The 13514-nt window shown below is 66.1% G+C and carries 11 protein-coding genes and 1 pseudogene; 6 read left to right on the forward strand and 6 right to left on the reverse strand.

What is annotated here, in order from left to right; all coding sequences use genetic code 11:
* Positions 1–3: 3 nt before the first annotated feature.
* On the reverse strand, positions 4–753 hold the full coding sequence (locus KBY97_RS06425) for a class I SAM-dependent methyltransferase (RefSeq protein ID WP_255145867.1): 750 nt from the start codon (positions 751–753) through the stop codon (positions 4–6).
* Between the two features lie 360 nt (positions 754–1113).
* Here KBY97_RS06425 and argS point away from each other — a divergent pair, with 360 nt between their 5' ends.
* Positions 1114–2979: an arginine--tRNA ligase gene (argS, locus tag KBY97_RS06430; RefSeq protein ID WP_255145868.1), complete on the forward strand. Its 1866-nt coding sequence runs from the start codon at positions 1114–1116 to the stop codon at positions 2977–2979.
* Between the two features lie 61 nt (positions 2980–3040).
* Here the strand turns inward: argS and speG are convergent, their stop codons facing one another.
* Together speG and KBY97_RS06440 are read right to left on the reverse strand one after the other, a co-directional pair.
* The gene (gene speG / locus KBY97_RS06435; protein ID WP_255145869.1) at positions 3041–3565 is read right to left on the reverse strand and encodes a spermidine N1-acetyltransferase; all 525 of its coding nucleotides are present in this window, start codon (positions 3563–3565) and stop codon (positions 3041–3043) included.
* A 227-nt stretch (positions 3566–3792) separates the two neighbouring features.
* Positions 3793–4209 carry an MGMT family protein gene (locus KBY97_RS06440; RefSeq protein ID WP_255145870.1) on the reverse strand — a complete coding sequence of 139 codons (417 nt, stop codon included), beginning with the start codon at positions 4207–4209 and terminating at the stop codon, positions 3793–3795.
* 153 nt (positions 4210–4362) lie between these two features.
* Here KBY97_RS06440 and KBY97_RS06445 point away from each other — a divergent pair, with 153 nt between their 5' ends.
* Entirely contained in the window at positions 4363–5655 is a 1293-nt protein-coding gene (locus KBY97_RS06445) for a histidinol-phosphate transaminase (protein ID WP_255145871.1), read from the forward strand.
* Positions 5656–5665: 10 nt separating this feature from the next.
* Here KBY97_RS06445 and KBY97_RS06450 read toward each other — a convergent pair whose 3' ends face one another.
* Positions 5666–6190 (reverse strand): cupin domain-containing protein, encoded by a 525-nt coding sequence (locus KBY97_RS06450; protein WP_255145872.1) that lies wholly within the window; start codon positions 6188–6190, stop codon positions 5666–5668.
* 89 nt (positions 6191–6279) lie between these two features.
* On the opposite strand from KBY97_RS06450, the gene KBY97_RS14740 reads away from it, so the two are divergent.
* Positions 6280–6972, forward strand: coding sequence for a response regulator transcription factor (locus tag KBY97_RS14740; RefSeq protein WP_255145873.1), 693 nt, complete (start codon positions 6280–6282; stop codon positions 6970–6972).
* 123 nt (positions 6973–7095) lie between these two features.
* A complete protein-coding gene (locus KBY97_RS06460; protein WP_255145874.1) occupies positions 7096–9582 on the forward strand; it encodes a glycoside hydrolase family 9 protein in 2487 nt (828 codons plus the stop codon).
* 372 nt (positions 9583–9954) lie between these two features.
* Here the strand turns inward: KBY97_RS06460 and KBY97_RS06465 are convergent, their stop codons facing one another.
* Both KBY97_RS06465 and KBY97_RS14810 read right to left on the reverse strand, forming a co-directional pair.
* Positions 9955–10515: a hypothetical protein gene (locus tag KBY97_RS06465; RefSeq protein ID WP_255145875.1), complete on the reverse strand. Its 561-nt coding sequence runs from the start codon at positions 10513–10515 to the stop codon at positions 9955–9957.
* Positions 10516–10531: 16 nt separating this feature from the next.
* A pseudogene (locus tag KBY97_RS14810) lies at positions 10532–10873 on the reverse strand (class I SAM-dependent methyltransferase); the annotation flags it as partial.
* Between the two features lie 312 nt (positions 10874–11185).
* Here KBY97_RS14810 and gmd point away from each other — a divergent pair.
* Together gmd and KBY97_RS06475 are read left to right on the forward strand one after the other, a co-directional pair.
* Positions 11186–12343, forward strand: coding sequence for a GDP-mannose 4,6-dehydratase (gmd, locus tag KBY97_RS06470; RefSeq protein WP_255145876.1), 1158 nt, complete (start codon positions 11186–11188; stop codon positions 12341–12343).
* Positions 12343–13323 (forward strand): GDP-L-fucose synthase, encoded by a 981-nt coding sequence (locus KBY97_RS06475; protein WP_255145877.1) that lies wholly within the window; start codon positions 12343–12345, stop codon positions 13321–13323. The genes gmd and KBY97_RS06475 overlap by 1 nt, the downstream gene beginning before the upstream one ends.
* Positions 13324–13514 lie beyond the last annotated feature (191 nt).

The raw sequence follows: 13514 nt of genomic DNA on the forward strand, positions 1-13514 counted from the left end.
CATTCAAGCGCTGCCCGCCGCTGACGGTCTGCTCGTCGCCGCCGTGATCCGCTCCAGCTGCAGGGCATCGGTGCAGCCGTCGTGGCCCTGGTCGTAGCGGCTGGCGCAGAAGGCGCCCCGCCAGCCCGGCGGCAGCTCGGCCAGCAGCGCCGTGGCGTAGGGATGGCGCCGGGCCACCCGCTCGATCGTGTGGGCGGGATAAAGGTGCACCGCCCGGCGGCTGACCCGGCACAGCTCGCTCAGGGCCAGGCGGTGCCAGTCCAGGTCGAAGGCGTCACTGCTGGACAGGCCGCCATCGCGCAGGGGGGCATAGGCGAAGAGCAGATGGCCGCTGAGCACCAGATCGAAGCTCTGATCCGGGAAGGGCAGCTCCGGCAAGGAAGCGTTGCGGTAGTGCTCCGGATGGCGGCGGCGGTCCTCCAGAAAGATCTGCAGCGCCTGAATGTGTTCCTCGCGGCAGGCCTCCAGATCGAAATCCGGCCGCAGCGTGGGACTGCTGCGCAGGCCTGCCATGGTGCGCTCCAGATCGGCCAGGGCTCGCTGTTCGAGCTCCTCCTCCGGCAGGGCGTAGAGGGGATCCACCGCCACCACCTCCCCCACCAGGCCGCGCAGTCGCGCCGAGAGTGAACCGGGGCCGCCGGGGCAGTCGAGCACGCGGGCGTCACGCCATTGCTCCAGGTCTCCCTCGAGGTTGAACATCGCCAGGGCCTGCTCCCCCGAACGCCCGTAGAACACCACGGAGGCAAGTTGCATGGGGTTCTTGAGGCGGTGGGAGGGTGCGGTGAACGGGCCGTTGAACGCGAAGCTGAACGCGGGCTTGAACGCACTATTGAAGGCGGGTTGAACGCCGCGGTCGTCTCGTGGTTCGCCAGCCTGGTCAACCAGCGAGATGCGCCATCCTGGCCGCGCCCGCACGCGCCCGCACGCGCCGCCCGCCGACAGCGGGAGCCAGTGCTCCTGGCGGGCCACCCATGGCGCGGACAGCCCTGAAGCGCTGTTCCCACCGGTTGTGCGTTCATCCAGAACCTGCCCGGCGGGTTGCCATCGCTCCAGAGGGGATGATCAGGGTGCCTCCCCGCTGCCGGGAGTGCCCTGCTTCCGTACCCGCTGCCCATGCTTCGCCTCGCCCAAGCCCTCGACAGCCAGCTGCGCGCGGCGATGCAGCGGGCCTTCCCCATGGCGGCCATGGGGGAGGAGACCTCAGAACCGTTCGGGACAGAGGGCGGGCAGCGGCTGGATCCGCAACTGGCGCCTGCCACCAAGCCCGAATTCGGTGATTTTCAGGCGAACGGTGCCCTGTCCCTCGCCAAGCCGCTCCGCCAGGCGCCGCGGGCCATTGCCACGGCGATCGTGGAGCAGCTGGCCGCCGATCCAGAGTTCAATGCGCTCTGCCTGGCACCGCAGATCGCCGGCCCAGGCTTCATCAACCTGACCCTGCGGCCGGAGCGGCTGGCCGCGGAGGTGGCTGGGCGGCTGAGGGATGCGCGCCTGGGGGTGCCCACGGTGCGTGAGCAGAGCGCCAGCGACCCTGGGGCGCTGGCGCCGGTGGTGGTGGATTTCTCCAGCCCCAACATCGCCAAGGAGATGCACGTGGGGCACCTGCGCTCCACGATCATCGGCGACGCGTTGGCGCGGGTGCTGGAGTTTCGCGGCCATCCGGTGCTGCGGCTCAACCATGTGGGCGACTGGGGCACCCAGTTCGGCATGCTGATCACCCATCTCAAGCAGGAGGCGCCCGAGGCGCTCACCACCGCCGACGCGGTGGACCTGGGGGATCTGGTGGCCTTCTACCGCCAGGCCAAGGCCCGCTTCGACAGCGATGAAGCCTTCCAGACCACCTCGCGCGAGGAGGTGGTGAAGCTGCAGAGCGGCGATCCGATCAGCCGCCGCGCCTGGCAGCTGCTGTGTGATCAATCGCGCCGGGAATTCCAGCGCCTCTACGACGCCCTCGACATCCGCCTCGAAGAACGCGGCGAATCTTTCTACAACCCCTATCTGGAGGCGGTGGTGGCGGATCTGGCCGCCGCCGGGCTGCTGGTGAGCGATGGCGGCGCCCAGTGCGTGTTCCTGGAAGCGGAGGACGGCAGCGCCAGCAAGGCCCCGCCGGTGATCGTGCGCAAAAGCGACGGCGGCTTCAACTACGCCACCACCGATCTGGCCGCCATCCGCTACCGCTTTGCCGCGCCCCCCGCCGGCGATGGCGCGCGGCGGGTGATCTACGTGACCGATGCAGGCCAGGCCAGCCATTTCGCCGGGGTGTTCCAGGTGGCCCGCCGCGCCGGCTGGATTCCCGAGGACGGGCGTCTGGAGCACGTGCCCTTCGGGCTGGTGCAGGGGGAGGACGGCAAGAAGCTGAAGACCCGCGCCGGCGACACGGTGCGGCTGCGGGAGCTGCTGGATGAGGCGGTGGAGCGCTGCGAGGCCGATCTGCGCCGCCGGCTGGCGGAGGAGGAACGCCACGAAGAGGAGACCTTCATCACGGAGGTGGCCACCACGGTTGGCCTGGCGGCGGTGAAGTACGCCGACCTCAGCACCAACCGGATCACCAACTATCAGTTCAGCTTCGATCGCATGCTGGCCCTCAGCGGCAACACCGCCCCCTACCTGCTCTATGCGGTGGTGCGGATCGCCGGCATCGCCCGCAAGGGTGGCGCCGGGGCGGATACGGCCGCCGGTGCCGCAGATTCAGGCTTGCCGGAGGTGCTCAGTTTCAGCGAGCCGCAGGAGTGGGCGCTGGTGCGGGAGCTGCTCAAGTTCGACGCCGTGATTGCCGAAGTGGAGGAAGAACTGCTGCCGAACCGGCTGTGCAGTTACCTGTTTGAACTGAGCCAGATGTTCAACCGCTTCTACGACCAGGTGCCGGTGCTGAAGGCCGAGGAACCGGCACGGAGTTCGCGTCTGGCGCTCTGCCGCCTCACCACCGCCACCTTGAAGCTGGGGCTCGGCCTGCTCGGCATTCCCACCCTGGAGCGGATGTGAGCGGCGGATCCCGCCACCACTGAGGCGCAGCATCACTGAGGCGCAGGAAGCGGGACGTTGCTCACTGAGCTCTGGCGAGGTAATCCTCCTGGAGGATGTACATGCGCTTCACATCGCGGTAGCGGCCTTCGATGAAGAATTCACCCACCAGGTGGCCCTCTTCCGCAAAGCCGCATTGCTGATAGAGGTGCAGGGCCTTGGCATTGTCGACGGCGACGGATAGGTAGATCTTGTGCAGATTCAAGATGGTGAAGGAGTAGTCGAGCGCTTTGTGGATGCAGAAGCGGGCGAAGCCTTTGCCTTGATGGTGTGGCGCGATGATGATCTGAAATTCAGCGCGCCGGTGGATGTAGTCGATCTCGATCAGCTCCACCAGCCCGATCAATTCCTTTTCCCTGGTTTCCACCACGAAACGGCGCTCTGCGTTGTCGTGGATATGCCGGCTATAGAGCTCTTCGAGCTCATCGAAGGATTCGTAGGGCTCCTCGAACCAATAAGCCATCACGCTTCTGTTGTTCACCTGGTCGTGAATAAATCTGAGGTCGCCGCGCTCAAGGGCCCGCAGAACCAGCTCTGTTTTCGCCAACTGTTCACAACCTCAACGCCTGCTTCGATTATGAGGCAGCTCTTCTGTGGGGGCCTCCTTTAGGCCCACAAGCGGTCCTCGCCACTGACCACTCACCACTGGCCAGCCCCTTCAGTCAGCCTTCCAGCCAGCGCCTTCAGGTAGCTCTCTCAGCCAGCCCTTCAGTCTGCGCCATCATCTGCACACCGACCTGTGCCAGAGCTGTCTCAGGATCGATGTTCGGGGCCTCAGCGTTGGCGCGGTTGGGAGCGCTTCGGTGTGGATCGAGGTGCATCGTCCGGCCTGGTCTGCTTGGGCAGGCCGCTGGGAAGATGTTCCGCTTCGATGAACACCTGCGGGAAGGCAGAGGGAATCCTGCCCTCGCACACCGTGATCCCTTCGCTGAGCAGCAGGTCAGCCTGCGTGCGCCCATCCGGGTGCTGCTTGCCGGCGCCAAGACGCCCATCCGCCGGCACAACGCGGTGCCAGGGAACCAGCACCTTCTCGTGATCGTTCAGCCGGCTCAGGATGTAGGCCACGTGCCTGGGCATCACATCGAGATGCCGCCCTATCGATTGGTAGGTGCAGAGGCGCCCCTGCGGAACAGCCTGCGTGAGCTGCAGCACCTGCGCGCGGATCCGTTGATAGAAGGGGGACGCCGGCACGGGGTGGCACGGAGGTGAACCGGAGCTGAAATCATGGCGGCTCGGTCATCAATACGCTCCGGTGGCGGGCCGCTGCTGGCCAGTGGGGGCAGGGGCTCGCCCATCTTTAGGCTGCAGCCGGTGGATCTTTCCCGCCGCCATGACGCCGTTTCTGTGACCAGCCCGAGCCCCGGCGAGCGCCCGGCCGTTTCCCCCTGTCCGCCGGCCCGCCCGGAGGTGGAAACGCTCACGGCCTACAGCGCGCCGCTGGAGGGGCGCCGCGGTCTGCTGCGGCTCGACTTCAACGAGAACACCGTGGGGCCCAGCCCGAAGGTGGTGGAGGCGGTTCGCGCCATTCCGGCCGATCACTACGCGATCTATCCCGAATACAACGGCCTGCGGGAGGCGGTGATCGCCTCGCTGCTCGCCGAAGCTGCCCCCCGGCCCGGCCCGGCCGCCGGGTCCGCCGCAGCCGCCGGCACCGCTGCTGGCCCCAGCACCCTCACCCCCGCCCACATCGGCCTGTTCAACGGGGTGGATGAGGCGCTGCACGCCGTGTTCCACGCCTATGGCGCCGCCGGCGATCGGCTGCTTACCACCAGCCCCACCTTCGGCTACTACACCCCCTGCGCCCGCATGCAGGGGATGGAGATCGAAGCAATCCCCTACCAGCTACCTGATTTCGCCTTTCCGTTCGAGGAGATCAAAGCGGCTCTGGGCGGCTCGGCATCCCCAACGGCGCTCGGCGGGCCAGCAACCCCAACGGCGCTCGGCGGCTCAGCCCCTCGGTTGCTGTTGATCTGCAATCCCAACAACCCCACCGGCACCCGGTTGGCGCCGGAGCGGGTCCTGGAACTGGCGGCGGCTGCCCCACGCACGCTGGTGGTGGTCGATGAGCTCTACGAGGCCTTCACCGGCGACAGCGTGCTGCCCCTGCTGCTCGCCGCGGCAGGGGAGGCCACAACTGGAGCGGCCGCGGCAGCAGCAAGCGATCCCTTCGCGGCCTTCCCGAACCTGCTGGTGCTGCGTTCGCTGGCGAAAACCGCCGGGCTGGCCGGGCTGCGCTTCGGTTTTGCGGTGGGTGCACCGGCGCTGGTGGATCGGGTGAGCCGGGTCAGCGGCCCTTATGACGTCAACAGCGTTGCCGTGACCGCCGCCCATGCGGCCCTGGCCGATCAGGCCTACATCGATGCCTATGTGGCCGAGGTGCTGCGGGCGCAGGCCTGGTTGCTGGAGCACCTGGTGGCCGCCGGGGTGCGCCACCACGCCGCCGGTGGCAACTACCTGCTGATCTGGCCGCGGCGGCCGGCGGCCACGGTGGAGGCCGAGCTGCGGGCGGCGGGCATCCTGGTGCGCTCGATGGCCGGCAAGCCGCTGATCGATGGCGCCTTGCGGGTGAGCCTGGGCACCACCGAGCAGATGGCCACCTTTTGGGCGGCCTACCGGCATATCGAGGCTCTCGGCTGAAGCCCGGCGATCAGCGGGCTTTGCCGGCGGCCGGTTCCAGCACCGTGATTGGCTTGCCCGTGGTGCCCGCGTACACCATCACGATCTGGGCCGGTTCGGTGCCGTTATTGGTGCCGTAATGGGGCTGATCCACCATTTCGATGATTCCGTCGCCCGCCTTCAGCTGCAAGCGGGCGCCCCCTTCACCGATCACCAGCAACTGGCCGCGGATCAACATGCCGGCATTGATCACTGGATGGTGGTGCATCGGCAGCTTCACCCCTGGCGGGATGGTGATGTGCAGCACGGTGATTTCCGGTTCGCCTTTCGGATAGGCGGGCAGGCGTGTGCCGTTCCAGGCCTCGCTGGACTTCACCACGGTGCGCACCTTCGCGGCGGCCGGTTCCCCATCGGCGAGGGCGGGCGGCACAGGCAGCAGCAGGCTGCCTCCCAGCACCAGCAGGGCCAGCCAGCTGCGGCGGCTGTGCCGTTTCAGCCGAACCGACCGGAGCTGTGCGCCTTGAACCTGGAGGTCCATTGAGAGGGAGGACATCATTCGCTGGGCAGTCTGGGGGCTCCTTTGCCCGTTTGCAGGCCCGCGCACGGCCATAGCCTGCCCTTGCTCTGATCCCGTACCCGGCTGCTGTGGATTTCACCGCCGATCTCCCCGTCGTGCAGATCCGGCGAACGGTGATGCGCCGGGCGCTGCTCTCCACGGCGATCCCGCCGCGGGTGGCGCTGGCCATGGGCAACGAGCCTCTGTTGCTGCGCTACACGATCGGATTGTTCGGCTATGGCCTGGTGGGCTGCGCGGTCACCGATGCCCAGAGCTGCCTGCAGCGGCTGGCGGAGCAGCCCTATGGCCTGCTGGTGTGCTCCGACAGCCTCGAGAGTGGCGACGTGCTCAGTCTCACTGCCACCGTGAAGGAGCGGCACCCCGCCGTGAAGGTGATCGTGATCAGCATGGGTGTCGCTGTCGATCCCGCCCTGGTGCGGGCCGCCTGGATCGATGGGCTGGTGGCGGAGTGCGACATGACCTTCCACAGCGGCGCGTTGCAGGCGGCGGTGCTGGCGGCCCTGGGCGGCAGCCACTTCCGCAGCGCCTCGATGCGCGATCAGCCGATGCCGGAGCCGATCTGCGAACTGAGCCCGCGCGATTACCAGATTCTGGAAGGCCTCGCCGATGGGCTCACCGACCGCGAGATTGCCGAGCGGTTGATGATCAGCCCCAACACAGCGAAGTCGTACACCAAGCGGCTGCTGCAGAACATGGGCGCGCGCAATCGCCTGCAGGCCCTGGTGATCGCCCTGCGCCAGGGGTTGATCCGGCTGCGCTGAGGCCTTCCGTAGGCACGGCAGCACCGGCATTCACCCTCGCCGGAGCTGCCAACCACCCCCCGATGGGGGTCGCCCCGGCGGGGACATCCGGCGTAGGACCGTTGCAGCGATCTGATTTGCCCAATGTCCAGCGTCGATCCGGTCACTGGGATGGCGTTCAATTACGCCGTGGCTCTGCAGAAGAGCTTCCTCTTCTATGAGGCCCAGCGCTCCGGCGATCTCAACGAAGCCAGCAAGCGGATCGACTGGCGCGGCGACTCCGGCCTGCGGGACGGCGCCGATGGGGTGTATATTGGTGGCCAGACCGCCGCCAACCTCCAGAGCGGGCTCACGCTCAATCTCACTGGCGGCTATCACGACGCTGGCGATCATTCCAAGTTCGGCCTGCCGCTCGCCTCCACGCTCGCCACCCTTGCCTGGGGCGGGATTGAGTTCTCCGATGGCTACGCCCTCTCCGGCCAGACCGACGAACTGCTGGAGGCCGTGCGTTGGGGCACCGATTACCTGCTGAAGGCCCATGCCGTGGATGCGGCCGGGGTGACACGGTTCTTCGTGGCGCAGGTGGGCAATGTGGGCGCCGACCACTCCCAGTGGAGTTCTCCCGAGAGCCAGCGGATTGCCCGGCCGGCGATGGCGGTGACGCCGAGCAAGCCCGGCTCCGATGTGGCAGCCGGTTCGGCCGCGGCGCTGGCTTCCGCCTCGGTGCTGTTCCGCCAGAACGGTCAGGCGGCGTACGCCGATGTGCTGCTGACCCGCGCCATTTCGCTCTACAACTTTGCGGATCGCTACCGCGGCAGTTATGCCGATTCGATTCCGGAAGTACGCAACTACTACAATTCCTGGAGTGGCTATAACGATGAGCTGGCCTATGGCGCGGCGTGGCTATCGCGAGCAGTCACGGCGGCGGGAGGCAACGGCACGGCCTATCGCGACAAGGCGCTGTCGATCTACACCAACAACATCGGCGGCCTCTCGCGTGGCTGGACCGGCAACTGGGACGACGCCTCTTATGCCACCGCGGTGATCCTGGCGCAGGACACCGGCTCGGCCCGTATCCAGCAGGACGTGGAGGGCTGGTTGAACAACTGGGTGAACGGCGGCAATGGTGTGTCGATCAGTGCCGGCGGCCTGCGCCACATCAGCCAGTGGGGCTCGCTGCGCTATGCCGCCAATACGGCCTTCCTCGCTGATGTGTACGCCGACAACGTGCGTGATCCGGGTGGTGCCTACAGCCGGCTGTCCCAGGGCACGGTGGATTACATCCTCGGGGCCAATCCGCGCCGGTCGAGCTACCTGGTGGGCTTCGGTGCCAATGCCCCGCGCCAGCCCCATCACCGGGCGGCCTCGGGTGTGGGCTGGGATGGCTTCCGCAACGGCCTGCCCAACGCCCACATTCTCTATGGCGCCTTGGTGGGTGGCCCCACCAGCTCCAACGACTTCTCTTATCAGGACCGCCGCGACGACTTCGTGGCCAATGAGGTGGCGATCGACTACAACGCCGGCCTGGCCGGTGCCTTTGCCCGCAGTGTGGAGCGCCGTGGTGGCCAGGCACTCACCGATGCCCAGCTCAATGCCCTGCCGGGCATCAGCGTGCGGCCCGGCGGTGGCGGGTCACCGGTGACGCCAGCTCCTACTCCAGTTCCCACCCCCACACCGACCCCGATCCCGACACCGATTCCCACGCCCCCGCCGATTCCCACACCGACTCCCACCCCCACACCGATCCCAACCCCCACTCCCACGCCGATCCCCACCCCCGTGCCCCCGGCGCCCCAGCCCGGCACGCCCCTGCCCCGGACGCTCAATGGCATCCCGCGCACCTCCAACCCGAACCTGGCGGTGTCGGTGGGTGGATCGATCTGGACCGGCGGCATGACGGTGCAGCTCACGCTCACCAATACCGGCAGCACGCCCCTGAACGGCTGGAACTTCAGCTTCGAGAGCCCGCACCGGCCCACCGGCACGCCCTGGGGGGTGCGGATCAGCAGCGCGGCGCTGGCGGGCGGCCTGTTCCGCCACACCGTGACCGGCGATGCCTGGGCCAGCGCGATTCAACCCGGCCGCAGCGTGAATGTGGGCTTCAACGCCAGCCAAGGCAGGGCCCTGGGCCACAGCGGCACGCTCACGGCGGCGGCGCTGTTCGGTGGCGCCGGCCGGCTTGGCTTCAGTGGCGCCAATCCCAGCTTCAAGACAGGGGGTGCGGCTGCCGATGTGATCAGCAGCAGTGCCGCCGTGGATGTGCTCACCGGCCTGGGCGGCGCGGACACGTTCCGCATCAACAACCTGCGCGATTCGCTGCTGAACGCCCGCGATCAGATCACCGATCTGGCGATCGGCAGCGATCGCATCGATGGCCCACGGGCTGTGGCGGCCGCTGATGTGCGCCAGCTGGGCCGGGCTGCCAATCTCAACGCCTCGGCGGTGGCGGCGGTGCTGACACCTGCCGCCTTCCGGGCCAACGGTGCCGCCACCTTCAGCCTCGGTGCCACCGGCGGCACCCGCACGTTCCTGGCGCTCAATGATGGGGTGGCCGGCTTCCAGGCCGCCAATGACGCCATCGTGGAGATCACTGGCTTCAGTGGTTCGCTCGCGGCCCTGGCGATTGTGTGATGTCCGCGGCACCCGGGCGTGTTGGGACTCATGGTTCGGCTCTGGGGCTCAAGGCTCAGGTTTCACCGCTTCGGGTTCAACCCGTAGTGCAAAACCGACCAATAGCCAATCAAGAGGCTGGGAATGCGAAGCCATAGGAGATCCTTCCATTGGCGTTGCAGACCGCTCAGGCTTGAGGCAGCGCTTGCAGCGGCTGTTGAGGCGGCGGTTGAGGCGGCGGTTGCGACAGCCGGCAAGGGCCCAGTTCCCTCGTGGATCAATGCCCCACCCCGCGCCTCAATGGCAGTGCCACCGCGACGGCGAAAAGCCCGATGCGTAGTAGATAGGGCTCAGTACGCGTGCTCCAGACCCCATTCAATGTGACGGCACAAATCAACCTGTAAATGGACACAACAGGCAGGATCTTCGCGGCCTGCAGGTGACTATTGGCTGCAGCTGTAAGAACGGCAGGGTCGCTGAGGTGCCCAGGAGCCGGCTGATCACCAGAGCTAGGCAGACATCGGCGCCCAGGCTCACAGAGAGCAGCGTGAGCACGCCGATCAGGGCCATCGTTTCCAGGCTCATGCTGTAGATCCTCACGGATTCACGGGCTGAGCCGACCGTGGCGAGTGCACCAAACAGTTGTAACCTGACAACAGCAGGGCCGCTCAGTACTGAAGCCATCACGAGCTCTCGGCGCCATTCATTGATGGCGAACAGCACCAGGTGTCCTCTTGGGAACTGATCCCGCTCCAGATGAAGGCAGCCACAGCCGGCAGCCTTCATCACGTGGAGGTAGTGGTGATCGTGCAGGGAGCTGTGATAGGAATCCTCATCCTGCATGCTGCTCGTCACCACCCCGTCGACGCCGCAAACCGTGATCAAGATCAGGCAGTGGCGAGTCAGGGAAAGGCACAGTTTCTGTGGCACGCTGTTCTGCAGCGCGTGGGGCACATGGATGAGGTCTGTCCCAGGTCGTGATGATGCCGTAGTGCCCGGGTGGCTCCCACGCGGATACATCAGCTCTGATGAAGCCTGCCTCAGAGTGATGTTCTTTGGCGATTCGCCGCATCTCCTGCGACACATCAAGGCCACTCACCTCAAATCCGGCTTCGGCCAGGGCGGTCCGGAAATGTCCGCCGCTTTCGCAGCCCACATCGAGAGCCTTGTGCTTCTCACTGCAAAGACAAATTGCCTGTGCTAAGTAGGCAAGCCCTCGGGTTGAATTCAGCAGCTCGGCATGCCGCCAAGAGCCGATCTTATGATAGGCGAAGTCGATCTGAGCTGGTTTCATCGGCGGCAACCCATCCATTGATCAGCTTGGATTTTTGGAGCGGTAGCAGAGAAAGCGGCATGGCGTCAGCCAGATCGTCTGCGGGAGGCACAACGCCAGCTCCTGCACCATCGCCAGCTCTCGAACACCAGCTCTCCAGCTCCAGGGCTGTGCACGGCGCCCGGAGGTCCTGCGGTACTGGGCCAATGCGTGGGGATGGCTGCCGCCGCTGTTGCGCGACAGGCTCAGGCGCGTGGTCGGTTGGCTGGGTTCCGCGATTCAGCGAAGGCTGAAGCCAATTGCTGCGGCCCGGCGTAGTTTGTTGGCACTGAATCCTCGCAGAACCCTCAGGTGTCCCCAGCTGCCAAGACTGCTCTGATCACAGGCATCACCGGCCAGGATGGCTCGTATCTCGCTGAGTTGCTGCTCGAGAAGGGCTATGCAGTGCACGGCATCAAGCGCCGGGCCAGCAGCTTCAACACGGCACGCATCGATCACCTCTATCAGGATCCCCACGAACAGGATCCACGGCTCACACTGCACTATGGCGATTTAACCGATAGCACGAATCTGATTCGAATCATCCAACAGGTGCAGCCTGATGAGATTTACAACCTGGGCGCCCAGAGCCATGTGGCGGTGAGTTTTGAGGCGCCTGAATATACTGCCAACAGCGATGCCCTTGGCACCCTGAGGATCCTGGAGGCGGTACGGATGCTTGGGCTCACGCCGAAAACCCGCATCTACCAGGCCAGCACCAGTGAGCTGTATGGCCTGGTGCAAGAAACACCGCAGAAGGAAACCACGCCCTTTTATCCGCGCAGCCCCTATGGAGTGGCGAAGCTGTATGCCTACTGGATCACGGTGAATTACCGTGAGGCCTATGGAATGTATGCCTGTAATGGGATTTTGTTTAACCATGAATCACCGCGGCGAGGTGAAACCTTTGTGACCCGCAAAATCACACGCGGCCTGGCACGCATCAACGAAGGGCTGGAAGACTGCCTCTACATGGGCAACATCGATTCGTTGCGCGATTGGGGCCATGCCCGGGATTATGTGGAGATGCAATGGCGGATGCTGCAGCAGGAGGGGCCGCCGGAGGATTTCGTGATTGCCACGGGCCGGCAGGAAACGGTGCGGCGCTTCATCGAGCTCACGGCGGTGGAACTGGGCTGGGGGGCGATTCAGTGGGAGGGCATGGGCACCGAGGAGATCGGCAAGCGCAGCAGCGGCGAAGTGGTGGTGCGCATCGACCCGCGCTATTTCCGCCCTGCGGAGGTGGAAACCCTGCTGGGCGATCCCACCAAGGCGCGCGAGAAGCTGGGCTGGACGCCCACCTGCACCCTGGAGCAGCTGGTGGCTGAGATGGTGACGGCTGATCGGGAGGAAGCGCGCAAGGAGGCGATCCTGCGGCTGCAGGGCTTCAAGGTGGTGGGATCGATGGAAAACCCGCCAACCAACCCGGCGGCCATCCTTGGTGGAACAGTGGCCCGGGGGCAGGGGTGATGGTCGCGTTGATCACCCCCTCTGAGCGCATTTTCGTGGCAGGCCACCGCGGCATGGCTGGCGGCGCGATTGTGCGGGCGCTGCAGCGCGCCGGCTATGGCGATCCGGCCCAGGGCGGTGCCCTGCTCACCGCCAGCCGCGAGCAGCTCAACCTGCTCGATGGCCCGGCGGTGTCGGCCTGGTTTGATGCGCACAAGCCCGCAGTGGTGGTGCTGGCGGCCGCGAAGGTGGGCGGCATTGCGGCGAACAGCAGCTACCCGGCTGATTTCCTGCTCGACAACCTCAAGATCCAGATCAATGTGATCGAAAACGCCTGGCGCAGCGGTGTGCGGCGCTTGTTGTTTTTAGGCAGCAGTTGCATCTATCCGAAGTACGCCGAGCAGCCGATCCGCGAAGAAGCGCTGCTCACCGGAGCGCTGGAGCCCACCAATGAGTGGTATGCGATTGCCAAGATCGCCGGCATCAAGCTGTGTGCGGCGCTACGGCTCCAGCACGGCTTTGATGCCATCAGCTTGATGCCCACCAATCTCTATGGCCCGGGCGACAACTACCACCCCACCAACAGCCATGTGCTGCCGGCCTTGATCCGGCGCTTTCATGAGGCCGCCACTGCGAAGGCTGAACGGGTCACCTGCTGGGGCAGCGGCACGCCGCTGCGGGAATTCCTGCACGTGGATGATCTGGGCGAAGCGTGCGTGTTTGCGCTGGAGCGCTGGCAGCCCGGGCCGGAGGAGCTGCAGTTTCTCAATGTGGGCACGGGCGTGGATCTCACGATCCGTGAGCTGGCGGAAGCGGTGGCTGCCGCCACGGGCTTTGCGGGCACGATCGACTGGGACACCACCAAGCCCGATGGCACCCCAAAAAAGCAGCTTGATGTCAGCCGCCTGGCGGCCCTGGGCTGGCGTGCCCGCATCCCCCTGGCGGAGGGGCTGGCTGGCACGGTGGCCGAATTCGCCAGCAGCGGCAGCGTTCGGCTCTAGGTGGCTGGCCGTGTTGGGGTGGCCGGCTTCACTGGTTCGGCTGGCTTCACAGGCTCCCCCCGGGCTCTGAGCTCACGCCGGGCACGGAAGCTCTCCTATGGACTGGTTCAGTTTCTGGGGTCCACGTCAACAGCCCATCGGCAAGGAACGGCACAGGCATCAACTCGGAGCTGTCAGATCCGCTGTTTGCA

This window comes from Synechococcus sp. ATX 2A4, assembly GCF_024346375.1.
GTDB lineage: Bacteria > Cyanobacteriota > Cyanobacteriia > PCC-6307 > Cyanobiaceae > MW101C3.